Source organism: Celeribacter baekdonensis (assembly GCF_003047105.1).
GTDB lineage: Bacteria > Pseudomonadota > Alphaproteobacteria > Rhodobacterales > Rhodobacteraceae > Celeribacter > Celeribacter baekdonensis_B.
Genome location: NZ_CP028475.1, coordinates 537,967 through 561,973, shown reverse-complemented (window position 1 = coordinate 561,973; position 24,007 = coordinate 537,967). Strand labels below are relative to the sequence as shown.

General features: G+C 58.5%; 21 protein-coding genes and 1 pseudogene. 8 read left to right on the top strand and 14 right to left on the bottom strand.

Going from position 1 to position 24,007, the window contains the following annotated elements:
• Positions 1–37: 37 nt before the first annotated feature.
• Positions 38–1,612 (bottom strand): ABC transporter substrate-binding protein, encoded by a 1,575-nt coding sequence (locus tag DA792_RS06190; protein WP_107719050.1) that lies wholly within the window; start codon positions 1,610–1,612, stop codon positions 38–40.
• 95 nt (positions 1,613–1,707) lie between these two features.
• Here DA792_RS06190 and DA792_RS06185 point away from each other — a divergent pair, with 95 nt between their 5' ends.
• On the top strand, positions 1,708–2,400 hold the full coding sequence (locus tag DA792_RS06185; protein WP_107719048.1) for a DUF1028 domain-containing protein: 693 nt from the start codon (positions 1,708–1,710) through the stop codon (positions 2,398–2,400).
• A 20-nt stretch (positions 2,401–2,420) separates the two neighbouring features.
• Here the strand turns inward: DA792_RS06185 and DA792_RS06180 are convergent, their stop codons facing one another.
• From DA792_RS06180 to DA792_RS06150, 7 genes are all read right to left on the bottom strand, one after another.
• Positions 2,421–3,221, bottom strand: coding sequence for a FadR/GntR family transcriptional regulator (locus DA792_RS06180; protein WP_107722582.1), 801 nt, complete (start codon positions 3,219–3,221; stop codon positions 2,421–2,423).
• Positions 3,222–3,315: 94 nt separating this feature from the next.
• Positions 3,316–4,926 carry an ABC transporter ATP-binding protein gene (locus DA792_RS06175; protein WP_217621087.1) on the bottom strand — a complete coding sequence of 537 codons (1,611 nt, stop codon included), beginning with the start codon at positions 4,924–4,926 and terminating at the stop codon, positions 3,316–3,318.
• Position 4,927: 1 nt separating this feature from the next.
• Complete coding sequence (locus DA792_RS06170) at positions 4,928–6,049, bottom strand: ABC transporter permease (RefSeq protein ID WP_199908128.1); 1,122 nt, start codon at positions 6,047–6,049, stop codon at positions 4,928–4,930.
• The gene (gene oppB / locus DA792_RS06165) at positions 6,042–6,965 is read right to left on the bottom strand and encodes an oligopeptide ABC transporter permease OppB (RefSeq protein WP_107722580.1); all 924 of its coding nucleotides are present in this window, start codon (positions 6,963–6,965) and stop codon (positions 6,042–6,044) included. The genes DA792_RS06170 and oppB overlap by 8 nt, the downstream gene beginning before the upstream one ends.
• 50 nt (positions 6,966–7,015) lie before the next feature.
• Positions 7,016–8,617 (bottom strand): peptide ABC transporter substrate-binding protein, encoded by a 1,602-nt coding sequence (locus DA792_RS06160; protein WP_199908127.1) that lies wholly within the window; start codon positions 8,615–8,617, stop codon positions 7,016–7,018.
• 63 nt (positions 8,618–8,680) lie between these two features.
• On the bottom strand, positions 8,681–9,634 hold the full coding sequence (pip, locus tag DA792_RS06155; protein ID WP_107719042.1) for a prolyl aminopeptidase: 954 nt from the start codon (positions 9,632–9,634) through the stop codon (positions 8,681–8,683).
• Entirely contained in the window at positions 9,634–10,569 is a 936-nt protein-coding gene (locus tag DA792_RS06150) for a serine hydrolase (RefSeq protein WP_107719040.1), read from the bottom strand. The genes pip and DA792_RS06150 overlap by 1 nt, the downstream gene beginning before the upstream one ends.
• Positions 10,570–10,678: 109 nt before the next feature.
• Between DA792_RS06150 and DA792_RS06145 the strand changes: the two genes are divergently transcribed.
• The gene (locus tag DA792_RS06145; RefSeq protein WP_107719038.1) at positions 10,679–11,545 is read left to right on the top strand and encodes a LysR family transcriptional regulator; all 867 of its coding nucleotides are present in this window, start codon (positions 10,679–10,681) and stop codon (positions 11,543–11,545) included.
• A gap of 59 nt (positions 11,546–11,604) precedes the next feature.
• Here the strand turns inward: DA792_RS06145 and DA792_RS06140 are convergent, their stop codons facing one another.
• From DA792_RS06140 to DA792_RS06130, 3 genes are all read right to left on the bottom strand, one after another.
• Entirely contained in the window at positions 11,605–13,146 is a 1,542-nt protein-coding gene (locus DA792_RS06140) for a tripartite tricarboxylate transporter permease (RefSeq protein WP_107719036.1), read from the bottom strand.
• Between the two features lie 12 nt (positions 13,147–13,158).
• A complete protein-coding gene (locus tag DA792_RS06135; protein ID WP_107719034.1) occupies positions 13,159–13,590 on the bottom strand; it encodes a tripartite tricarboxylate transporter TctB family protein in 432 nt (143 codons plus the stop codon).
• Positions 13,591–13,690: 100 nt separating this feature from the next.
• Positions 13,691–14,680 (bottom strand): Bug family tripartite tricarboxylate transporter substrate binding protein, encoded by a 990-nt coding sequence (locus tag DA792_RS06130; protein WP_107719032.1) that lies wholly within the window; start codon positions 14,678–14,680, stop codon positions 13,691–13,693.
• Between the two features lie 181 nt (positions 14,681–14,861).
• Here DA792_RS06130 and DA792_RS06125 point away from each other — a divergent pair, with 181 nt between their 5' ends.
• From DA792_RS06125 to DA792_RS06115, 3 genes are read left to right on the top strand one after another with little or no spacing between them, the layout of a single operon-like run.
• Entirely contained in the window at positions 14,862–15,539 is a 678-nt protein-coding gene (locus tag DA792_RS06125; RefSeq protein WP_107719030.1) for a response regulator transcription factor, read from the top strand.
• The gene (locus tag DA792_RS06120) at positions 15,526–16,929 is read left to right on the top strand and encodes a sensor histidine kinase (RefSeq protein WP_107719028.1); all 1,404 of its coding nucleotides are present in this window, start codon (positions 15,526–15,528) and stop codon (positions 16,927–16,929) included. The genes DA792_RS06125 and DA792_RS06120 overlap by 14 nt, the downstream gene beginning before the upstream one ends.
• A complete protein-coding gene (locus DA792_RS06115; RefSeq protein ID WP_368074498.1) occupies positions 16,926–17,990 on the top strand; it encodes an ABC transporter substrate-binding protein in 1,065 nt (354 codons plus the stop codon). Before DA792_RS06120 ends, DA792_RS06115 begins: the two co-directional genes overlap by 4 nt.
• A gap of 1,138 nt (positions 17,991–19,128) precedes the next feature.
• Here DA792_RS06115 and DA792_RS06110 read toward each other — a convergent pair.
• From DA792_RS06110 to DA792_RS06100, 3 genes are all read right to left on the bottom strand, one after another.
• Positions 19,129–19,446: a type II toxin-antitoxin system RelE/ParE family toxin gene (locus DA792_RS06110; protein WP_107722579.1), complete on the bottom strand. Its 318-nt coding sequence runs from the start codon at positions 19,444–19,446 to the stop codon at positions 19,129–19,131.
• Between the two features lie 4 nt (positions 19,447–19,450).
• The gene (locus DA792_RS06105; RefSeq protein ID WP_107719024.1) at positions 19,451–19,705 is read right to left on the bottom strand and encodes a ribbon-helix-helix domain-containing protein; all 255 of its coding nucleotides are present in this window, start codon (positions 19,703–19,705) and stop codon (positions 19,451–19,453) included.
• Between the two features lie 99 nt (positions 19,706–19,804).
• Positions 19,805–20,146 carry an XRE family transcriptional regulator gene (locus DA792_RS06100; RefSeq protein ID WP_254679367.1) on the bottom strand — a complete coding sequence of 114 codons (342 nt, stop codon included), beginning with the start codon at positions 20,144–20,146 and terminating at the stop codon, positions 19,805–19,807.
• A gap of 291 nt (positions 20,147–20,437) precedes the next feature.
• On the opposite strand from DA792_RS06100, the pseudogene DA792_RS06095 reads away from it, so the two are divergent.
• From DA792_RS06095 to DA792_RS06085, 3 genes and pseudogenes are all read left to right on the top strand, one after another.
• Positions 20,438–21,933, top strand: a pseudogene (locus DA792_RS06095) (recombinase family protein).
• The gene (locus tag DA792_RS06090) at positions 21,933–22,844 is read left to right on the top strand and encodes a plasmid partitioning protein RepB C-terminal domain-containing protein (RefSeq protein WP_107719022.1); all 912 of its coding nucleotides are present in this window, start codon (positions 21,933–21,935) and stop codon (positions 22,842–22,844) included. Before DA792_RS06095 ends, DA792_RS06090 begins: the two are co-directional and overlap by 1 nt.
• The gene (locus DA792_RS06085) at positions 22,841–23,758 is read left to right on the top strand and encodes a plasmid partitioning protein RepB C-terminal domain-containing protein (protein WP_107719019.1); all 918 of its coding nucleotides are present in this window, start codon (positions 22,841–22,843) and stop codon (positions 23,756–23,758) included. The genes DA792_RS06090 and DA792_RS06085 overlap by 4 nt, the downstream gene beginning before the upstream one ends.
• The last annotated feature ends 249 nt before the right edge of the window (positions 23,759–24,007 follow it).

Sequence of the window (24,007 nt, the reverse complement as noted above, 5' to 3'; positions counted from 1 at the left end):
CCAGCCGCCGACAGGGCCAAAGCGTCAAAAGCCGCGATCAGTTTTTGGTCACATCGCCCAAAAGCAAGAAGAACGATGGCTGAAGCGAGAACCCTTCGACCCGATCCGACGTCACCGCATTCTGTTTCCAGTTGGCGACAAACACCCAAGGCGCGTCCTCATGCACGAGGGTTTGCATCTCTTTGTAGAGGCGTGCGCGCTCCGCTTGATCGGTTTCAACGCGAGCGGCATCCAACAAGTCATCCACCTTCGGGTTGGAATAATAGCCGGAGTTGAACCCGCCTTTGTCGGGCCATGCCTCGGTGCGCAACGCCAAGAACGGCAACGTGTCCGGGTCATTGGTCATCCACGCCATTTCCGCCATATCCGCTTTGCCCTCAAGACCGGGGTTCACATTGCCCAAGAACGTGTTCCACTCATAGGTCTCAATCTTGACGTCAAACCCCACGGCTTCCAAATCGGCTTGCATCGCGGTGCCCATGGCCACCGGGTCCAACATCCCCGATCCGCCTTCGGTGACATAAAACGTCAGCTCCGCCCCTTCGGCTCCGGCCTCGGAAATCAGCGCCCGCGCGCGCTCGGGATCATAGGGATAGGGGTCAAGCGCATCATTATAGGCCCAGGCAAAGGCGGGCGGGGTCGGGCCAGCGGCCACCTCAGCCGTGCCTTCGAGCACATCATTGACGATCGCCTCTTTGTTGATCGCATAGTTCGCCGCTTGACGCAGCCGCTTGTCGGCAAAGGGGCCTTCTTTCGCGTTCAGGATCAAAAACCAAAGGTGCGGCCCGGCCTGTTCATAGACGTTGAAAGCCTCGCCTTGAAATTCGCTCAGGGCCACGGGCGGCACTTCGACCATCAAGTCGATCCCTCCGGCGAGCATTTCGGCGGTGCGGGTGTTGGCATCGGTGATCGGGCGGAACACAACTGTTTGCAGCTCTGGCGCGCCGTCCCAATAGTCCGGGTTGGCCTGAACCACCACGGCCTCGTTGCTGCGCCATGTGTCAAAGGTAAACGGGCCCGTGCCCGAAGGATGACGCCCAAAATCCGCCCCGAATTCTTTCACGGCGGTGGGCGACACGATCAACCCCGTTGGGTAGGCCAGATTGGACAAAAACGGCGCGTAAGGCGCGTCCAAGGTGAATTGCACGGTCATCGGGTCCAACACATCGACGCTTTTGACCGAGGAAAAGAAAAACGCCAACGGGAAAGGTCCGGTGTCGTGATAGGGGTGCGCCTCATCCAGCATCCGCTCAAAATTGAATTTCACCGCCTCGGCGTCAAAAGCGCTGCCGTCATGAAATGTGACCCCATCGCGCAAGGTGAACGTGTAAACCGTGCCATCCTCTGAAATCGTCCAGTCTCGCGCCAGCGCGGGTTCGACCTCTAACGTGCCGTCCTTGTAGCGCACCAGACCGTCGTAGATGTTCATCAGAATGCGGAAATCATTCACCGCCGTGACAGCCGCAGGATCAAGCGCTTGCGGCTCTGCAATCTGGCCAACGATCAACACATCTTCCGGGGTTTGCGCCTGTACCGCGCCCATCGACAAAGCGAGTGCCGTCGCGGCCGTCACCGAAAGCAACGCGCGGCGGGTCAAAGTTAGGAAGGTCATAGCGGGTCCTCACTGTTCAATTTATTTATCATGATTAATTGTATTTGCTCAAATCATCATGATAAATTCAAGAAAAATATGTTAGAGAGACCACTATGACATTTTCCATTCTTACATATGACGTAAAAACAGGCGTTTACGCCGGGGCGGCCGCGACGGGCAGTTTGTGTGTTGGCGGCTGGGTTTTGCGGGGTGACATCGAATCGGGCCTGTGCGCATCACAAGGCACCGCCCCCAGCAGCTTTTGGCGCGACGACGCGATGCGCCGCCTTTATGCCGGAGACCATGCCGCCGATGTGGTTGCCTCCCTCACCGGTGCCGACAGCGGACGCGACCATCGGCAATTGAGCGTGCTTGATCGCTTTGGTGGCACCGCCGGGTTCACCGGCGCGCAAAGCGTGGCCTATGCCGGGGTGATTGCCGCGCAAAACATTGTTGTGGCGGGCAATATGATCCAATCACGCGTCGTGCTTGACGCCCTGATCGAGGGGTTTCAAACCAGCTTAGGCCCGCCGCAAATCCGGTTGATCCACGCTTTGCGCGCCGCTGAATCTGCGGGCAGCGATGTGCGCGGACTGCAATCGGCGGCGCTGTTGGTTCTCTCGCCCGATGCCCCGCCGCTGGACTTGCGCATTGATTATAGTGAGACCCCTCTGAACGCCCTCGCCAACTTAGCCGACCATGTCGCCCAGCCTCCTTATTGCAATTGGTTGGGCGAGGTTCCGGTGCTCAACAATCGCACCCATGCCCCCCATCAGCCCGCAGACCGGCCCGACACATCAACATAGGCGCGCGCGCCCTGCCCGGCTCATTCGCTCATAAATTCGCGGGTGATCCGCATTTCCTGCGCGTGCATCATCGTTTCTGCGCCTTCCATATGTGAGCGCATGATCTCACGCGCCCGTGCGCCATCGCCCCGCTCCAACGCTTCGACAAGCTCAATCTGGTGGTTGCGTCCCCGCTCCCACATCGCTTTGTTCGGAGCCGCATAGAGGCGGCGATAGACCGTCAAATCGGTCAAAATACGCGCCATAAAGGCGATCACGAACCCCATCAATTCATTCCCTGCGGCATCGGCCAAACGCGCGTGAAACTGCAATGAGGTGATGTGTTGCTGTTTTTCTTCCTCGGGGCTGCGCGCCGGTTCGGGGTGTTGATGCGCCAACTCACGCAGCTCCGCCAACTCCGCCTGCGACAAATGCCCGGCAAGATCCGCAACCAATTCAGGCTCAAGCACCTTTCGGATCTGATAAATATCAGACAGAGACAAGTCTTTGAAATAAAAATAGTTTCCAAGCAATGACATGGCCCTGTCTTTGCTAACCTCGCCCACAAAACTGCCGCCTCCGGGGCCTGTTTTGGTCACGATCAACCCCTGTGCCTCAAGGATGCGCATGGCTTCGCGAACCGTGCCTTTGGAGACGCCAAACTGGGTGATCATCTCCGCCTCATTTGGCAATTTAGCGCCTTTGCGCAAATCACGTTCGACCACCCAGCGCTTGATCTGATCCGCCACCCGGACCGGGCGCGATCGCTTTTGCGCGCGCGGCGCATCGGTCATTTTGGGGTCCGCCAAAGGCAGGCGGTTCAGCTCTGTGTCACGTTTCATCATGATAAATTCCTAACCGAGCCCGTGTCCCTTGTGTAGGAAAATCAGCATCGGTTGGCTCAAAAGATGACACGCCTGTACGGTCCCTCCCCGCTCACAGCGCCATGTCAGGCCGCTCCACCGTTTTCTCAAAAGCGGCGGCGATCAGGCGCTGCGTATAGGCCTCACGCGGCGCGCTTAGCACATCGGCACACATGCCCTCTTCGACCAGTTGCCCCGCCTGCATCACCATCACCCGATCCGCCATTGCGCGCACGACGGCAAGGTCGTGACTGATGAACAGATAAGTCAGGTTATGCCGCGTTTGCAGCCCGCGCAACAGATCCACCACCTGCGCCTGTACCAAACGATCAAGCGCCGATGTGGGTTCGTCCAACACCAAAAGCCGAGGCTTAAGGATCAACGCGCGGGCAATCGCGATGCGCTGGCGCTGACCGCCGGAGAATTCATGAATATAGCGATTGCGCAGATCGGGATCGAGTTGAACCTCGGCCAAGGCCTCTCCCGCCAGACGGTCCCGCTCGGCGCGGCGCAAATCGGGGCGATGGACCAAAAGCCCCTCGGTCACAATCTGCCCGGCGGTCATACGTGGGCTGAGGGCGCCAAACGGGTCTTGGAACACCACCTGCATCTGCGCGCGATGTGGTCGCATTTGCCGTCGTGTCAGACCCACAATCGGAACGCCATCAAAACGGATGTCACCGGAGGATTGATTGAGCCGCAAAAGCGCGCGGGCAAAGGTCGATTTGCCAGAGCCGCTTTCGCCAACGATGCCAACCGTCTCGCCCTCATGCAGATCAAGATTAAGCCCCTGTACGGCTTTCACCTCATGCGCGCCGGTGCCAAGTGTCACCGACACATCGCGCGCGCGCAGGACCACCGGCGCCTCAGGCGCGGCGGGTATTTTTTGCCCCTTGGGATCGGCATCAATCAAAGCGCGGGTGTAGGGATGTTGTGGTGCGTCAAAAATCTGTGCCACCGGTCCCTGTTCAACCACCTCACCCTGACGCATCACATAGACCCGATCGGCAATGTGGCGCACCACATTCAGATCGTGACTGATGAACACCATCCCCATACCAAGCCGGTCTTTGAGGTTGGCCATCAGCGTCAAAATTTCGGCCTGGATGGTCACATCCAGCGCCGTGGTCGGTTCGTCCGCGATCAACAGCGCCGGATCATTGGCCAGCGCCATCGCGATCATCACCCTTTGGCGCTGACCGCCGGACAATTCATAGGAATAGGCATGCAGAATGCGTTCGGGATTGGGCAGATGCACCAGGTCAAGCATTTCGCGCGCCCGCGCCTGTGCCGCTTTCACACTCAGACGGCTGTGGCGACGGATCGGTTCGATCAACTGATCGCCAATGCGGTAGAGCGGATCAAGCGAGGTCATCGGCTCTTGGAAAATCATCGCCAATTCCGCACCGCGCAATTCGCGTAATGCCCGGCGCGGCAGCCCCAAAAGATTGCGGCCTTTAAAGAGAATGTCGCCTTCGGTGCGGGCATTGTCCGGCAAAAGCCCCATCGCCGCCATCATGGATTGGCTTTTGCCAGAGCCGCTTTCGCCGACAATGGCGATGGTTTCGCCCGCGCGCAGTTCAAAAGACACGTTTTTCACCGCCCGCGTTTCGCCCTCGGGCGTGGCGAAATGCACGTTGAGATCACGAACCTGCAACAGCGGGGCGTCTGGCACAGCAGTCATATCAATGGTCCTTTGGGTCAAGAGCATCGCGCAATCCATCACCGAGGAAATTCAGCGCGAAGAGGGTCGAAATCAGGAAAAAGGCCGGGAAGATCAACATCCAATTGGCCGAGGGCATGGCGCGCGCACCTTGGGCGATCAGGATGCCCCAACTTGACATCGGCTCTTGAACGCCAAAGCCCAAGTAGGACAAAAAGCTTTCAAGGATAATCACATTCGGCACCAAAAGCGTCATAAAGACGATCACCGGCCCCAGCAGGTTTGGAATGATGTGGCGGGTCAGGATGGCAAAGGGACCAACCCCCATCGCCTCCGCCGCCTCGATAAATTCCTGACGCCGCAGTGACAGGGTTTGCCCGCGCACAATCCGTGCCATATCAAGCCACAGCACCGCGCCCACGGCAACAAACATCAGTAGGAAGTTGCGGCCAAAAAACACCACCAGCATGATGACGAAAAAGATGAACGGCAGCGAATAGAGCACATCAACGATGCGCATCATGATCTGATCGGTGCGCCCGCCAACAAACCCGGCAATCGCGCCATAAAACACACCAATCCCCGCCGCGACCAACCCGGCCAGAACACCGATGGACAAGGACACCCGCCCGGCGATCAAGGTGCGGGCAAACAGATCGCGCCCGGTGGCATCGGTGCCAAAGAGAAAGTAATGGCGTTCAATGTCTGCGGTGATCTGTGCGTGGGTGTCATCCACGGGCGTGAATGTCGCGCCTTCGAACAGATCGGAGCGGTCAAAATACTGCACAACGCGCGGATCAATCGCCCGCTTTGAGCTGACCGACAGAACCAGTCTGTCTTCCTCAATCTGCCAGTCCTTGATCTCAACCCGCGCCCGTGCCGCTGTCGCCTCAATCGCCGGACCGATCTGTTCGGCGCGGGGATAGGCGGTCAGGCTGGCGGGCACGCGGGTGTAGCTTTGGAACAGTTTGGAATAGCTGTTGGCGGCCAACATCGGGCCAAAGACACAGGCCAAAACCATCGTGAGCAAATAGGCCAGACTGACCATCGCCGCCCGATTGCGTTTGAGCCGAGCCCAGGCTTTGCTCCACAAAGATTGGCTTTGCCGGGGTTGGCTTTGTCGGGAAGAGGACGGCTCACGCATAGCGCACCCTCGGATCAATAACCGCATAAAGAACATCCACGATCAGATTGAAAAGAATGGTGAAAATCGCCACCACCACGACCGCACCCATCACCACAGTGTAATCGCGATTGAGCGCCGCATCGACAAAATACCGCCCCACACCCGGCACGGAAAAGATGGTTTCGACCACGACGGACCCGGTCAACAACGCCGCCGCCGCAGGCCCCGCATAGGACACCACCGGCAAAACGGCGGAGCGCAAAGCGTGGCGGCCGATCACCGACCAATCGGACAGGCCCATGGCCCGCGCCGTGCGGATGTGATGGGCACGCAAGGCTTCAATCATAGACCCGCGCATCAGGCGCGCGACCACGGCGAGTTGCGGCAACATCAGGCACACCACAGGGCCGATCATGTTTTGGACCGCCCCGTCTTGCCAGCCGCCAACAGGCAACCACATCAAGCTCAGGCCAAAGACCAACTGAAACACCGGGGCGACGACAAAGGTCGGGATTGTGCTGCCCGCGGTTGCAATCGACACCACGGCCAAATCCACCCAACCGTTTTGGCGCAGCGCCGCCATGATGCCCAAAATTCCGCCGAGGATCAGCGCCGTCAGCAAGGCCCAGCCGCCCAATTGGACAGAGACCGGTAGCCCCGATTTGAACAGTTCGGCGACGGTGAATTCGGGCATGGTGAAACTTGGCCCCAGATCGCCTTGGACCAGATTGCCGAGATACATCAGATATTGGTGCCACAGCGGCAGATCGAGGTGATAGGCCGCTTCCATATTGGCGCGGATCACCGGGTCCAGGGCGCGCTCTTGGTCAAACGGACCACCGGGCGCGATACGCATCATGAAAAACGACAGGGTGATGACGGCAAAAAGCGTCGGAATGGCGGTCGCAAGGCGCCTCAGGATATAGCGGAGCATCGGCGCGTCCTCCGGGGATGGCCCCCGGCCCGAAGGCCGAGGGAGATGGTTTACTCGACGCTCAGGAAGCGGCTCGGATGGACGTCCATCACATTGTCTTGCCAGCCGGAAATCCGGTCCGAGACGAGGTTGTGATAGCTGTAGAACATCAAAGGCATGACACACAAATCCTGTGCGACACCGACGGCTTCAGCCTTTGCGAGATCGGCCATGCGCTGGACTGGGTCGGCCTCATTTGCGGCTTGTGCCATCAGATCATCAAACGCAGCGCTGGAATATTGCGTGTAATTGTTGCCCGTCCCAGAGGAACACAGCGACAAGAAGTTCTCCGGGTCGGAATAATCGGCAAACCACGCGGCGCGGGCGATGTCGAAATCGCCCTTGGCCTCAAGATGACCATAATGCGATTTGGTGTCGGCATTGACCAGGCTGACCTGAATGCCAAAGGGCGCAAGCATTTCTTGAATCGCCACGGCGGTGTTGGTGTTGTTGTCGGAGGTGTTGTAACGCAGCTCCATCGCCAGCGGGTTTTGCGGCCCGTAGCCAAGATCGGTCAGGATGGCCACAGCGGCATCTTCGCGGTCCAAAGGCGACATATCGGCATAATCCAAAGCCACGCCATCATAGCCATCAATGCCCGGTGGTACGAACGAATAGGCTGGCAACATCGTGTCCTGCCACACTTTTTCGGCCAGGAATTCGCGGTCAATCAACATCGAAATCGCCTGGCGCAGCTTTGGGTTGTTCCATGGGGCTTTGTCCATTTTGAACCCGTAGTAATAGGTGCCAAGGATCGGTCCGACCCGCAATTGATCGCCCAGTTTGGCGCTCAAATCTTCGGTTTGCTCTGTCGGAAAATCGCGATTGATGTCCAACTCGCCCGCCTCAAACCGTTTGACTGCGGCGGCGGCATCGGCGGTGGGGAAATAGTTCACCGTCTCAATCGACACCGTGTCGGCGGCAAAGAACGCGTCGTTTTTGGTCAGGGTGATGTGATCATTGGGGACGAAATCCGCCAAAACATAAGCCCCGTTTGACACCAGATTGCCGGGCTTGGTGAACGCATTGCCAAAAGCGTCAATATTGGCCTTTTGCACCGGATAGGTCGATTGATGCGTCAGCATTTGCAAGAAATACGGTGTCGGCGCGTTGAGCGAAATCTCAAGCGTATGAGCATCAAGAGCCTTGATCCCCAATGTCTCGGGGGCCAGTTCGCCCGCCGTGATCGCAGAGGCGTTTTTCACCGGGGCAAGCATATAGGCATATTCAGCCGCCGTTTCAGGCGTCACCACCCGGCGCCACGAATAGACGAAATCCTCTGCCGTCACCGGGCTGCCGTCCGACCATGTGCCATTGGCACGCAGGGTAAAGGTGTAGGTCAGTCCATCCTCAGAGACGGCCCAGCTTTCGGCCGCGCCCGCAATCAGATGCGCGCCAGCGTCAAGTGACACCAAACCGCTGAACAGATCACGCATCAGGTTGGCCTCGGCCAATGTCGAGGTGCGATGCGGATCAAGCGATTCAGGGTCATCCAAATTGCCCCGGTTGAGCGTGGTTTCGGCCATGGCGGCGGTGGCCATCGACACAACAAGCACGACAGCGGCGCTGCGCATCAGGAGAGGTTTGAGAGGGTGGGGTATCGTCTGTGTCATAGAGTGTCCAATCTGTTGGAAGAGAAGATGCCCCCATTTCGGGGGTCGTTGTGTGAAATCTGGTCAGGGCGGAAGATCCGCAAAGCCTTGGGTTACGGCGATCATTGCCGATGTGATGCCTGGCTCGGCCCCGGCATGACCCGCGTCATCGACAATGCTCAGGCCCGCCTGAGGCCAGCCCTGCGCCAAAAGATGAGCACTGCGCATCGGCGTCACCATGTCGTAGCGGCCATGGACGATATGACCGGGGATGCCGCGCAGCGCGTCGAGTTGGGTCAAAAGCCAACCGTCCGTTTCAAAGAAACAGCCTTGGGTGAAATAGTGGCATTCGATCCGCGCCAAAGCCGTGGCGGTCTCGGGCGTTTCGAAGTCGGCGATACGCACCGGATCGGGAATAAGCGACAGCGCCGCGCCCTCCCATCGGCTCCAGGCCTGCGCACAGGCCAATTGCGCCACCGGGTCGGTGCCAAACAACCGGGCGTGATAGGCCGCCAAAAGATCGTTTTGCTCTGCCACGGGGATCGGCGCGCAGAAATCGGCAAAGGCTTCGGGGAAAATCATCGAGGCCCCGGATTGGTAAAACCATGCCACCTCGGCCTCTGTCCCAAGGAAAATCCCACGCAAGACCAATTCGCTGATCCGTTCTGGATGGCGCACCGCATAGGCCAGCGCCAAGGTGGAGCCCCATGAGCCGCCAACCACCTGCCAGCGCTCCAAATTGAGATATGCGCGCAGGATTTCGAGATCGGCGAGCAAATCCCATGTGGTGTTGGCGTCAATGGAGGCAAAAGGCGTCGAGCGGCCACAGCCGCGTTGATCAAAGGTGATGATGCGGTAGCGCTCTGGGTCATGAAACCGACGGAGTTCGGGGCCACTGCTGCCGCCCGGACCACCATGGAGCACCACCACAGGTTTGCCCTTGGGATTGCCGGACTGCTCAATCCAAATCCGATGCCCTTGCCCGACTGGCATCCAATCGCCAAACCAAGCCGGCGTGGGATCAAAACCGTGCGTCATCACAGCGCCTCGACCGGCTCGGCCATATTCAGCCGCGCATAAAGCAGCTGCCCGATGTCGGGGAACACCTGTGGATCGGTCTCCGCCAAGGCCTGACCTTTGGTCATCAAAACCACATAGATCGGGCGGCCATCCGGGCGCACCCAACGCAGCATGTCGTGTTTGAAATAGGAGCTTTCCAATGCGCCGGTCCATAGATTATGCCCGGCTTTGCTCCACAGCTCGGTGCCATCCGGCAGACCACCACCAAGAAATTCAGTCAGTTGATAGGCCGAATTTTTGGCCTCTGGATGCGTCGACACACGCGACAATTCCCCGCGCGCACGCTCTAGATACGGCCCAGAAAGCGGCACATCGCCCTCAAACAGCTCCCACATCAATCGCGCCACTGAGAGCGGCGTGAGCACGTTCAAATAGGCCCCGTCGGCCCCGGCATATTGCGCTTCGCGGCCATAGCGCGTGTCGTCCATCAGCTTTTGCGACAGGTTGCACCCCGCAAACTCCGCCCAACCGAGATCGGTAAAAAACCCGTTCAGTCGCTCCCGCGCCGTGCGCCACTCGTCAAACGCCTGCCCCGACAGCAACGTGTCCCCCGTCGTGCCCGTCACCAGATCAATCACGTAATTGGTCGCCGTATTCGATGACCACAGGATCATGTCGCGCAAGGCTCGATCAAGGTCGGCGTGCATCGCAATCTGAGCGCGCTCGACCATGGACAGCCCATGCACCAGATGAAAGACCTTGACCAAAGAACAGGGGTAACACGGCCAATCACCGCGCCAGGCAAAGCCTTCGGCCTGACCGGATGCACCCCGTTCAAACACCACCAACCCCATGGCATCGGCCCGCAACCCGCGATGATCAAAATGCGCCTGCATCTCGGCCATCAAGGCCGCGCCACGGCGGGTCCACTCTTGGGTCTGGGTCAAAAACATACGGGTGTCACTCCTGAGATACGGCTTTTGCCGCTGTTGATCTTGGATAGCACCCGCATTTATGATAAGTAAAATTATATAAAATAGTCATTCTATAACTGAGGTGATAATGAATCTGCGTGAAATCGAGTTGTTTGGCACGCTGATGCGTGTGGGCACCACCACCGAAACCGCCCGCGTGCTGGGCGTGTCACAGCCCGCCGTCAGCGGCCAGATCAAACGTCTCGAATCTCGGCTCGGTCTGATGTTGTTTCAACGGGTTGGCAACCGGCTTGAACCCACCTCTGAGGCGCAGGCGCTTTTTGCCGAAGTCACGGGCATCTTTGCCACCCAAGCGCGGGTCAATGAGCGCATTCGCAGCCTGCGCCATGACGACATTTCACAAGTGCGCCTGTCCGCCACCCCCGCAATTGTCGAGGGTTTTTTGGGGCCAAAATTGGCGCAAGCGGGATTTGAAGGCTGGCCACGGGGATTGCGGCTTTGGGTCACCGATCCCGAAGAAGACGTGCGCACGGGGCGCTCGGATTTTGGGCTGCAAATGGCCTTTCCGACCAAGGCGGATTTTCAGGCTGAGACGCTGATGGAAGTGCCGCTTTGGGCGGTGATGCGGGCGCGCCATCGCCTGAGCGCCGCCCCGGAACTGACCCTCGATCATCTCGCAGATGACGCGTTGGTCGCCTATGACCCAAGCTGGTCCCCCATGGGAGATGCGATCCGATCCGCCTTTCAACACCACGGGCTGAGTTACCGCCCAAGCTGCGAAGTGCCGTTTTGTTCAACGGTCTGCGAAATGGTGGCGAGCTGTGGCGGAATTGGGGTGATTGATCGGTTGACGGCGGATCGGCTCACCACGCCCGACCTGATCTGTCGCCCGGTGCGTCACATGCCGAATGTGCCGTTGATCCTGTTTTTTCGCCGTGGCCACCCGCTGCGAGGCGCCGCACAAGACTTGATTTCGGTCTTGCGGCAAAAATAGAGCTGTGAGCAAAAGCGGGCGTTTGCGACCTGAGCCCAAACACCCGCCAGTCTCTCGCCTCAGTCGGCGAGAGAGCCTTCTTCGTCCCGTGGCGCGTGCATTTTCGATTTCACTTTACGGCCAATGATCAGCGGCAAAATAAACCCGACGATGGCAATCAACCAAAGTGTGATCGACAGCGGGCTATCGACCAAGGTTAGCCAATTGCCATTGTCGATGGTGATCGCCCGGCGCAGGTTGTTTTCCATCGCATTGCCCAACAAAGTGCCAAGGATGATCGGAACCAGCGGCACGTCGAACTTGCGCAAGATCCAGCCCAACATGCCGAAACCCACCATGACCAACAGATCAAAAGACGAGCCCGAAATGCCGTAGATGCCAACGAAAGACACCATGGCAACCACCGGCATCAAAATCCGCGGCGGCACCATCAACACGCGGGTGAACAGGCCGACCATCGGAATGTTCATCGCCAAGAGCATGAAGTTGGCGATGAACAGCGCCGCGATCAGGCCCCAGACCACATCCGGGTTTTGCGAAAACAACAGTGGCCCCGGCGTGATGTTGAGCGACAAAAGCACCGCCAACAACACCGCCGTGGTGCCAGAGCCCGGCACACCCAGCGCCAACATCGGCACAAGCGCACCACCGGCGGCGGCATTGTTGCCGGCCTCTGGGGCGGCCACACCGCGCGGATCGCCTTTGCCAAAGGTTTTGCCATCTTTATCGACCAACCGCTTTTCAAACGAATAGGAGATGAACGACCCAAGCGATGCCCCTGCCCCCGGCAAAACCCCCGCCAAGAAGCCCAAAAGCGTGGAGCGGATCATGGTCGGCGTGGTTTGTTTGAGCATCGAGAGCGGCGGGGTGAGACGCCCGACCTTGATTTTCGACGCCGTGCCGTCGGCATCCCCGTGGCGGTGTTCCAAAAAGATGAACACTTCGGAGAGCGCAAACAGGCCAACGATAGCCACGAGGAAATCCAAGCCATCATAGAGGTGCACTTCGCCAAAGGTAAAACGCGGCACACCGGTTTGAGTATCGACGCCGATCATCGCAAGACCAAGACCGAGTGCTGCGGCAAAGGCCGATTTGGCTTGGTTGGTCGAAGACACGCCGCCCAAGGTCATAAAGGCCAAAGCAAACAGTGCGAAATATTCGGCGGGACCAAACAAAAGCGCAATCTTAACAAGCTGCGGCGCGAGGAAAATCAGCCCCCAAGTGGCAAAAAACGCACCCACGAAAGAGGCGATCCCAGAGAGCGACAGCGCCTGTCCTGCCATGCCCTTTTGCGCCATCGGATAGCCGTCCAGACAGGTCATCATCGCCGGTTCATCGCCGGGAATGTTGAGCAGGATGGAGGAAATCCGCCCGCCATACATCGCGCCGTAATAAACAGACGTGAGCAAGATCAGCGAGGGTGTAGCGCCAAGACCGAGGGTAAAGGCCAGCGGGATCAAGATCGCCACGCCGTTTGACGGACCAAGCCCCGGAAGCGCGCCCATAATGGTGCCGAGAAAACAGCCCAACAGGGCCAAAAGGATGTTCTGCCACGTCAGTGCAATGGCAAAACCATCCGCGAGAGACATAAAAGTGTCCATGATGGTGGTCCTTTAAAACCCAAACGGGCCGCGCGCGAGCGAGAGGCCAAGCACGAGGTGAAAGATGACATAAATCCCGACCGAGGTGCCAACGCCGGTCAGCACGGTGGCCACCGCGCCCGACCCAAGACGCCATGTCAGATAGGCGGCAGCAAAGGCGGTGGCGATCACGAAACCAAAGACGGGAAGCAATTCGGCGTACAGCATCATCACCACAGCCGCCGCGATAATTTCGACAAAACGGCCAAGGCTTGGCCAAGTGGGCGACGCATCGGGTTTGAGCGCGATGGCGATGGAGCTGAGGCCGAGAATGGTGGCAATGATCAGCGGAAAGGCTTTGGGACCAACCGCATCGGAGAGGAAACTTTCCTCGATCGCCAAGGCGGCAAAGGCAAAGCCGATGGCAATAAGCAGGCCAACCAAACCAAAAATACGATCACTCATGGGGATCTCCTTTGGAGGATGTGGAAACGAAGCAGTGATGGATATGAGCGGGGCGCCGCAACGGATGCGGCGCCCATCACATCATCGCAAACCAAATGGCTTATTTGATGATGCCAATCTCTTTCGAGATGGCTTGAATTTGCGCAACACTGTCGGACACAAAGGTCTCAAAAGCCGCGCCTTGCAGGTCAAGCGGTGCCATGCCGTTGTTGGCCATGATCTCTTTCCACTCAGGTGTGGCATAGAGATCAGCGATTTTGGACACCCATGCGTCATAGGCCTCATCGCTCATGTCGCCCGGTGCGTAGAACCCGCGCCAATTGGCCCCGATGGCATCCACGCCCTGCTCTTTTGCCGTCGGGAAATCGGCAAATTCGCCACCAAGACGCTCAGGCGACAACACGGCAAGCACGCGGATGTCACCGCTGTCGACAAAGCCTTTGGCTTCGGAAATGTCGCCGGTGAAGGCCTGAACAGACCCGGCCAAAAGCTGGGTCACCGCCTCGCCACCCCCATCAAATGCGATGTATTTCACGGTGCGCACATCGTCGACGCCATAGGCATTGGCCGCGATCAGAACTTTGAGGTGGTCCCAACCGCCCACAGCGGACCCGCCCGCAACGGAGATGGAGCGCGGGTCGGTTTTGATCATTTCAAGCAGAGCTGGAAGATCGGCAATATCGCTGTCCTTGGCCACCGCGATCACGCCGTAATCGGCACCGATTGAGGCCAACCAACGGACTTGATCCATGGTGTTGCCTGGAAACGCGCCCTGCGCCAGACGGGTTGCGGTTGCGGATGAGGCGGCCACGATCAGATCGTTATCATCAGCGCGCTTGTTGACGACTTCGGCAAAGGCCACACCGCCGCCGCCGCCAGCCAGGTTCACAACCTGCATGGTCTTCTCAAGAAGGCCGAGGTCTTGCAGTGTTTTTCCAACCTGACGGCAGGTGAAATCCCAACCGCCGCCGGGGTTGGCGGGCGCGATACATTCGGGGTTCTCGGGGGTGAAACCGTCCGCGAAAGCGCCAAGGGTGGATGCGCCAAGCAAAGCTGCGGCAACGGTGAGGCGAGTGGCCTTGATGATCATGTGTATGTTCCTCCACATTTATGTCTGTCGGGCTGTAAGGCCGCCCGAAATCCAATTGCCAACGCACCACAGGTTTGCGGTCTCCTCGCGAATGGCTATGAAGGAGGTGTAGACTGCAAAGCTGTCATGAACCTGTCACGGCAGATTGTGCAGGTCTGTGGAGCGGGAGGATCGGAGCACCATGCGGGTATTGATCGTCGAAGATGCGGCCGATGTCGCCGAAGCCGTGGCCATTCGTTTGGACAAATCTGGCATGGCCTGTGACATTGCCGAATGTTGTGAGGCGGCGGAGGATTTTCTGGCGGTACAACGCTATGATGCGATTGTGCTCGACATCAACCTGCCCGACCGCAATGGCACCGACTTGTTGCGTGACATGCGCCTGCGTGGCGACCGCACGCCGGTGTTGATGCTGACCGCATTGTTTTCCGTCGATGACCGGGTGTCCGCCCTTGATCTTGGGGCCGATGACTATCTGGTCAAACCCTTTGATCAACGCGAATTGGAAGCACGTCTACGGGCCCTTGTGCGGCGTGAGGCGGATCAAAAATCGGATGCTATCTCTTTGGGACCGCTGGTATTTTCGCCTGCCACATTGAGTGCAACCCTTGAGGGGGTGCCGCTGAATTTGACCCGGCGCGAGGCCACGCTTTTGGGGCTGTTGTTGCGCAATCAAAAGGCCGCGCTGAGTAAGAAACGTCTCTATGATGGGCTCTTCGCTTTTGATGACGCCGATGTGGGATTGAACGCCATCGAACTCTACATCGCGCGGCTGCGCAAAAAGCTCGCGGCCTCAAGTGTGAGCATCGAAACCCAGCGCGGCCTCGGCTATCGGATTTTCCAAAATGACGCCCCGTAGGATCGCCCTCCCCCACCAACGCACGCTCTTGTCGCGGGTGATGGGCGGGGTCTTGTCGCTTTTGGCCGTGGGCGGTATTTTGGTGACCATCGCCGCCTTTGCCTATGGTAAAAACGCGGCACGCCAGTCGTTTGATCGTATCTTATTGGGTGCGGCCAATGACATGGCAGAATCAATCAACATCGTGAATGGCGCGCCCATTGCCGACATCCCGGTCTCTGCCTTTGGCCTGTTGGCCTTGGCGGCGGATGACCGGATTTTTTATTCGGTGCGCGGCCCCGAGGGCGAGGTTCTGACGGGCTACACGGGCGATGTGATGCGTGATGTCCCCCATGGCACGCTCACCACCCCTGCGTTTTTTGACAGCACACTCCAAGGCGAGCCCGCGCGGTTTGTCACCGTGGCCAGACGGTTCTCAGAACGGGATTTTTCCGGCGCTGTGTTTGTCTTTGTCGGCCAGACATTGCGCGCCCGCAATGCGATGGCGCTGGACCTGACCAAGGGCGCGGTTCTGGTCACGGGGATTGGCGGGATCGCGTTGCTTTTAGGGGCGTTTTTGGTGATCCGCTCGGCCATGCGTCCGCTTGAACACCTGACCAGAGACCTGTCGCAACGCGACCCTTATGATCTGACGCCCATGGCCGCCGATGGGCCTGCTGAGGTTGCCGTCATGGTCCATGCGATGAACCGCTTTATGCAGCGTCTGGATCGGCAAGTCGGCGCGATGAAACATCTGATATCGGACACTGCGCATCAGTTGCGCACCCCCGTGGCCGCGATCCGGGCGCAGGCGGAATTGGCGATAGAAGACGATCCCACATATCGCAGCCAACGGCTGGAGCGCTTGGTGCGGCGCACGCGCTCTTTGGGCACATTGTTGGATCAAATGTTGTCCCGCGCCATGGTCATCCACCGCACAGACAACGCCCCACCTTCCGCTGTGGATTTGCGTGACGTGGCGCTGAAGGTGTTTGAGGACCGCGACCACGAAGTTTTGGCCCCGCAGGCCGAGGTCGGATTGGAGATTGGCGATATGGCCGTGATCGTGATGGCCGATGAAATTTCATTGAGTGAAGCGGCGAAAAACATGCTGGCGAATGCACTGCGTCACGGCACCTCGCCGATCACCATCGGGGTCTGTGTCGATCAGGGCATGGGCGAAATTTGGGTGCAAGACGCGGGGTCTGGCCCGGCCGAAGATGTGATCGACACCATCGGGCAACGGTTTGAACGCTCGGCCGCCTCAAAGGGCAACAGCGCAGGATTGGGGCTCTCGATTGTGCGCGCGGTGGCCGAAGCCTTTGACGGCAAGGTGCATATGGCCCGCAATGATCAAGGCTTTCGTGTCAGCTTGGCCTTGCCTGCGGATCAAAATGCGGAGGAGCTATGATGCGGTCTCTATTGAGTTTGCGGTCTTTGAGTGTCGTCGTGCTCTGCCTCATCGCCGCCCCGGCGATCAGCCAAGAGGCCCGTCAAAAATTTATCGCCAAAGACGCTGTGCCAAGCACCGTGCTCGTGGTGCGCTCCACCACCGATATTTCGATTTTCGCCCCTGCGCTTGAGACCTTTGTGGCAGCCAATCCAAGCGTCGAAGTGGACTATGAACAATGGGGGTCCAACGCGCTTTATGCCGACAGCCTTGCCGCCTGTGAGGGGACAGTCAGACCTGCGGATGTGGTGATCTCGTCCGGGGTGCATCAGATGGTGGATTTGGTCAACCGCGCCTGTGCCAACACCTATCAATCTGAATTCACGGCCCAATTGCCCGCCGCGCGTCGGTGGCGTGACGAACTTTGGGGGATCACCCGCGAAGCCGCCGTGATCATCTACAACACCGATCTGGTCTCTGCTGAGGACGCGCCGCGCACGCGCTTTGCGCTTTTGGATCTGATGCGGCGCTCGTCCGGCGACTTTATGGGCAAAATTGCCACCTATGACGTCGAAGCCTCAGGCCTTGGGTTCCTTTTCGCCTTTATGGACAGCCAAGAGGCCACAACCTTTGGCGGGCTTTTGGAAGGCTTCGCCCGCGTCGATGCGGTGGCAACCTGTTGTTCGGCGGAAATCATCGAAGGGGTCGACAGTGGGCGCTACAAAATCGCCTATAATGTCTTGGGCTCCTATGTCGACACCGTCCCACATGAGAATTTGGGCGTGATCTACCCCGAGGATTACACGTTGTTTTTATCGCGTGCCTTTATGATCCCGAAGGGCGCACAACATGGCGCGACGGCGGGGGCGTTTTTGGATTTTCTACTCTCGCCACAGGGCCGGGCCGTGCTGTCCCAAAGCACGCTCATACACGACAGCAACAGCGATGAAACCGCAGCCAACGACAGTGCCGAGCGCTATATCCCAATCGGCCCGACCTTGCTCGTGGCGATGGACCGGCACAGGCGCGCGCGCTTTATCGAAAAATGGCGTGATACCTTCGGCGAGCATGCGGTCGAATAGCGCAGACTGTGATCACAGCGCATCGCTCACCATCAATAGCAATCAGCAAGACACCCCACCGCCAACACCGCATTGTATCAAACGCAACATAAAACCCAGTGCCCGCCAAGAGCCGCCCATTATGGCGGCCTCGCGGGAAAAAACACCAACATTGTAACACATAGGGGCTTGGCGATCCTTTTGGGGGCTTTGAATGCTGCTTCGATTATGTCTCCCAAATGGCCAGTTATGGTTTCCCCAGACGGTCGAAAGTGTGTCCGGCTAGGCTCTATTTGGCTTGGATCACATCGCGTTGGGCATGGCACGAAAAGCGATAGGCTCTATTCGAGACTGACACGCTCTCCCTGCCTCCGCCTGCTGGTGATCACGCAAACCGACAGACTTAGGCAGCCGTTTTCATCATGGTTGCACGAAGATGTCGATAGGCCTTGAACATCCCTGTCGGTTTTCCCTGCACATGGACGATCAAATTGGTGTCGACCAGCACTTCACCATTTTGCTCTTAATCGTGCAGGACATTCTTATGGAACCAAAGCGCCTGTGCACACTCGGCCCTTCCAACTTGGCTTGATCGCATTGCCGACATGGCATGCGTCAGCCTTGGTAAGGCTCTCAGAGCTTGGAGACTTTCGGGCAAGAGACCGAACAAATCCATGTGACGCTTGGTTTTCCAGAACACGAAAAGGAACTGCGCAGTGAGAAATCGCTTCGCAGTTTTTTACATCCGGCCTCTAGGCTTGCAAAAACACCATGCCAAAATTGGACGGAGAAAGCATTAATCGGAAACTCAAAGGTTTTCCTGCATAACGCAAAGACAATCTAAAAGTGGGGCACGCGGGCCACAAAACATAACCCAAACCACTGAAATATATCAAAATTTATGGATTAAATGGCGGAGGGAACGAGACTGGCGTCGAACCTTCTCCACATCAAGTCATTGACTTTAAATTATTATTCTTCGCGCAATGCACCCCACGAGCGCTTCCAGCACTGCAAGCGTCTCACGTGGTGATGCCGTCTGGTGAGAGCGGCATCCTCCTCACCTCCAGTAAGTAGGTGGCTACTGTTACCGCTGGACCGTGCAAACATGGACGATTCCACGCTGCGCAAATCTGATGCGCCTTGAAAAGGCTTCCGATCATCCGAGCCCAAAATCATCGCGAAACTGGTCGATCTGGTGCATGCGCTCGTGCAGGATGGTCACGATCCCGATGTCACCATTCGAGAGATGACGCCAGTAGACGAAATGACGCTCGTATCGAAAAAAGAACCCTTCAACACCAAACTCGGCTGGGATCGGTTTCGACGCGACACCGTGCGCTGCTATCTTGTCGAAGGCGTCGAACAGGCCGGTGATGTATGTCTCGGCCTGATCATCTCCCCACCTGTCACGGGTGTAGCGGTAGATGTCATCGAGGCGATGGGACGCTCTTTCTTGAATACGAATGGCGGCCACGGAGTCAGGCCCGGTTCCGTGCAATCACCTCTGCTGACGTCAGCGCCTGATACGACTCCTCTGGGGCCGCGAAGGCATGGGTCAGCTCGCCCTTCAGCCGGTTGAAGGCTTCCTGCTCCGCCCTCTCCTTGTCACGCCGGATCAGGTCACGGATGTACTCGCTGACGTTCTCATAGGACCCGTCATCGCCTACGTTGGCCGACACGAAGTCACTCAGTGCCCCACCAAGGCGGACGGTCATCGTGGTCGTTCGGGACATGGCACGGCACCTCACATCTCGCCTGTATTCAATATAACCAAAAACGCACACAAAACAAGAGTGAGCTGCCCCCTACGTCTGCCAATCATCGTTTGCGCCTCATTCGTCGCCCTCCTCGACAATGTGGCGGCCTGCAAGTGCAAGAATAACGTAGAGCACAGCATCCGAATGCCGAGCGAGGGCGATCAGATGGTCGCCGCTTGGCCCCCGCTCGCCCGAAAACCAGTATTTCACGGTGCGTTCGCTGGCACCTGTCCAGCGCATGGCCGTTTTGATTGCCCTGTGTGTGTCGTCCAACTCTTCGTGCAGAGCCATCGCTATGGCGGTTCGATAATCGGTTGGTTCTTCGACCAGGTGCACAAATGTGCCCATTTTCGGCACAATGTGCCCATCTTCACGCGCATTTTCACGTCCTTCTTCGTTAAATAATTGAAGAACCATGAAAACGGCGGGAGTCGATTTTGTCCGGTGCGGGTCATTGGACCGCGCTTGACGGACACTACTGATTTTAGGAGTGCAGTAATGAATTGGAATTTGAGAACTGACTGCCGGGCAAACGGAAACACCTTGCCCGTTTCAGGAAACGACTTTCCAGACGCGTTTGTGCCAGATGGAAAAATTGAAACCAACAAAGGCTGAAAAGGAAAACCCGATTTGAATAACGGTCGATACAACAGCGAGGACAAAGGCGACGAGGCTGGACAGGATATCCCGGCGGTCGCCTATGTGCGAATGTCGACCGATCACCAGAAGTACTCGACTGAGAACCAACTCGACATCATTCGGGATTACGCCACCGCCCGGGGCCTGCAGATCCTGCGCGTCTTCGAGGACTCCGGTCGGTCCGGGTTGCGGTTGGACGGCCGCGAAGCGCTTCAGAACCTGATGGCCGAAGTCCGAACCGGCCACGCGGACTTCAAAGCCATTCTGGTCTATGACGTCAGCCGCTGGGGCCGGTTTCAGGACGCTGATGAAGGGGCGTATCACGAGCATGTCTGCTCCCGTGCCGGGATCCGCGTGCACTATTGCGGTGAGCAGTTCGAAAACGACGGCAGCATCGGCTCCAACCTGCTGAAAACCGTCAAGCGGGTGATGGCGGGCGAATACAGCCGCGAGCTTTCGGTAAAGGTCTTCGCCGGGCAATGCCGTCTGGTGGAGCTTGGATACCGCCAAGGCGGTGCGGCTGGATATGGGTTGCGCCGGGTACTGATCGACGAACACGGCAACCCGAAGGGCGCGTTGTCCCGCGGCGAGCAGAAGAGCCTTCAGACCGACCGTGCCGTTCTCGTTCCGGGCCCTGAGCAGGAACAGGATGTCGTGCGCCGCATGTACCGAATGTTCGTCGAAGATGGCCGCTCGAAGCGTGAGATTGCGGAAACCCTGAATGCCGAGGGGCATCTGACGGATCTTGAGCGGCAATGGTCCCGGGCATCGGTGCACCAGGTCCTGACCAACGAAAAATACATCGGCAACAACGTTTACAACAAGGTGTCCTTCAAGCTGAAGCACAAGCGAGTGGTGAACCCACGCGAAATGTGGATACGGGCCGAGGGCGCCTACCCCGCCATTGTGGACGAGGTGCTGTTTCTGCGCGCACGCGAAATCGTCGACGCGCGCAGCCAGCATTTCACGGACGCCGAGCTGCTCGAAGCCCTGCGCGCCGTGCTGAAACAGAAAGGCGTGCTGTCCGGACTGATCATCGATGAACAGGACAACCTGCCGTCGTCCAGCGCCTTTCAAAACCGCTTCGGCAGCTTGGCTCGCGCGCCTACCAGATGATCGGTTACGAGCCGGAGCGCGACTATCGCTACGTCGAGATCAACCTGGCCTTGCGGCAGGCTCATCCCGGCATCGTAGCCCGGATCCTTGACGGTATCGGCGAACGCGGCGGCCAAGCTGTCCAAGATCCGGAAACGGACCTAATCCGCATCAATGACGAGTTCACGGCGTCGGTGGTGCTTGCCCGGTGTTTCGAGACGCAGGGCGGTTCCCTGCGATGGCGCATCCGTCTCGATACTGGCCTGGTGCCCGACATCACGATTGCCGTGCGAATGGACGAATTGAACGAAGCGCCGCGCGATTATTACCTGTTGCCGAGCATCGACATGACCATGGCCAGGCTGAGGTTGGCCGAGCAGAACGGGCTGTCGCTGGACGCCTATCGTTTTGACACGCTCGACTATTTTTATGCGCTCGCTGGCCGGGCCCGGATCACGGAGGCCGCCTGATGCCCGACGACGCCCAAGACATCACCCAGAAACAGGTCACTCTCATCCCCACCGACCTAATTCGCATCCTAAACCCCCGTGTGCGCAACCGCCGCACCTTCAAGGAAATGGTCGAGAACATCGCGAAGATCGGCCTGAAGCGACCAATCACTGTGGCGCAACGTGCTGGAACTGACCCAGCAGAATATGACCTCGTCTGTGGTCAGGGTCGGCTCGAGGCGTTCATGGAGCTTCAGCAGGATGCCATACCGGCCATCATCATCGACGCCGACGAGAGCGACTGCCTCGTCATGAGCCTCGTCGAGAACTGCGCCCGCCGCCAGCACAACCCGATCGACCTGATGCGCGAGATCGGCAACCTGCGCAAACGCGGCTACAATGATCGGCAGATCGCAAACAAGATCGGGGTCACGCCAGACTATGTCGGCATGATCGCGGGGCTTCTGGAACGCGGGGAAGAACGGCTGGTCTCGGCCGTGGAAACCGGCCTTCTGCCGCTGAACCTCGCCATCGACATTTCAAAGACAGATGCCGAGGGCGGGCAGCGCGCTCTGATGGACGCCTACACCCAGAAGAAGCTGCGCGGCAAGAAACTGGCCGCCGTGCGCCGCCTCATCCAGCAGCGCGATGCACAGGGCCCGCACCTTCATCGCAACCGCTATGGCAGAAGCGACGGCACCAAGCGGCCCCTGACCAGCGACGCGCTTGTGAGAGCCTATCAACAGGAAGCAGAGCGACAGAAGTTACTGATCAAGAAAGCCGAACTGACACAAGGCCGCCTGATGTTCGTCGTGGAGGCGTTTCGCTCGCTGCGCGACGATGACCACTTCCTGACGCTCTTGCGCGCGGAGGGGCTGGATACCCTGCCTACCTATCTCGGGCAATCACTGGATGCGGGAGCGGCAGAATGAGCCGGGGCAAGCGCAAAACCCCGGACGCGGTCACGCTTGGCTTCGAGAGCGATTGCGTCACGGTGCCGGTAGAGGCCGTCCTGCCTGTGCGCGCCCTCAGCGCATCCGTCAAATCCAGCCGCAAGTACCGCCAGATCACCGCGTCGATAAAAGAGGTTGGCCTGGTCGAGCCGCCGGTGGTCACGCGATCCCCGGGTGAGGACGACACCTATATGCTGCTGGATGGGCACATCCGGATCGAGGTGCTGAAGGATCTCGGCATCGAACGGGTCGAATGTCTGATCTCCACTGACGACGAGGCCTTCACTTACAACAAGCGGATCAGCCGCCTTGCGCCCATCCAGGAGCACAAGATGATCCGCAAGGCCATTGAGCGCGGTGTCTCCGAGGAAAAGATCGCTCTGGCTCTCGACCTCAATCCGCGCAGCATTGTGCGTAAGGCCAAGCTCCTCGACGGGATCTGCGAAGAGGCCGTCGGCATCCTGAAGGACAAACACTGTGCGACCGCCGTGTTCGAAATCCTGCGCAAAATGAAAGCCATGCGCCAGATTGAGGCCGCCGAGCTGATGATGAACGCGAACAATTATTCTCCGGCTTACATCTCTGCAATTCTGGCGGGGACGCCCCAGGCGCAGCTGGTGGACACCAAGAAACCCAAGAAGATGAGGGGCATCACCCCGGAGGCCATGGCCCGCATGGAGCGCGAGCTGGCCCGGCTGCAGGAAGGGATCACATCGATCCAAGACCCCTACGGCCAGGACCACCTGCAGCTGACCGTCATCAAAGGGTATCTGGGAAAGCTACTAGGGAACGCCAGAATCGTCCGGTATCTGATGCAGCATCGGCCGGAGTTTCTGACAGAATTTCAAGCGATCACCGAGATGACCTCCGCTCCACCAACCGAGTTGGAATAGCCAAAGCTGCCAGAACTGATGGGGACCCGGACCCGACAAGCGCGGGGACCGCAGGAGACGCCGGACAGTGGGCCGGATCGAGCGCGGCGGTGGGGATGGCGGCGAACCCGCTCGGAGCCCACCAGGTCGGCTGAGGTTTCGCCGACCGCGCGACCACGCATGTGGTTGCGACATTTGCAGGCGTGCCGAGGGTTGGCGCGGATCGGCACGCCTGCTTGGTTTATCGTTCGTTCTCGCCAAAACGGGTCC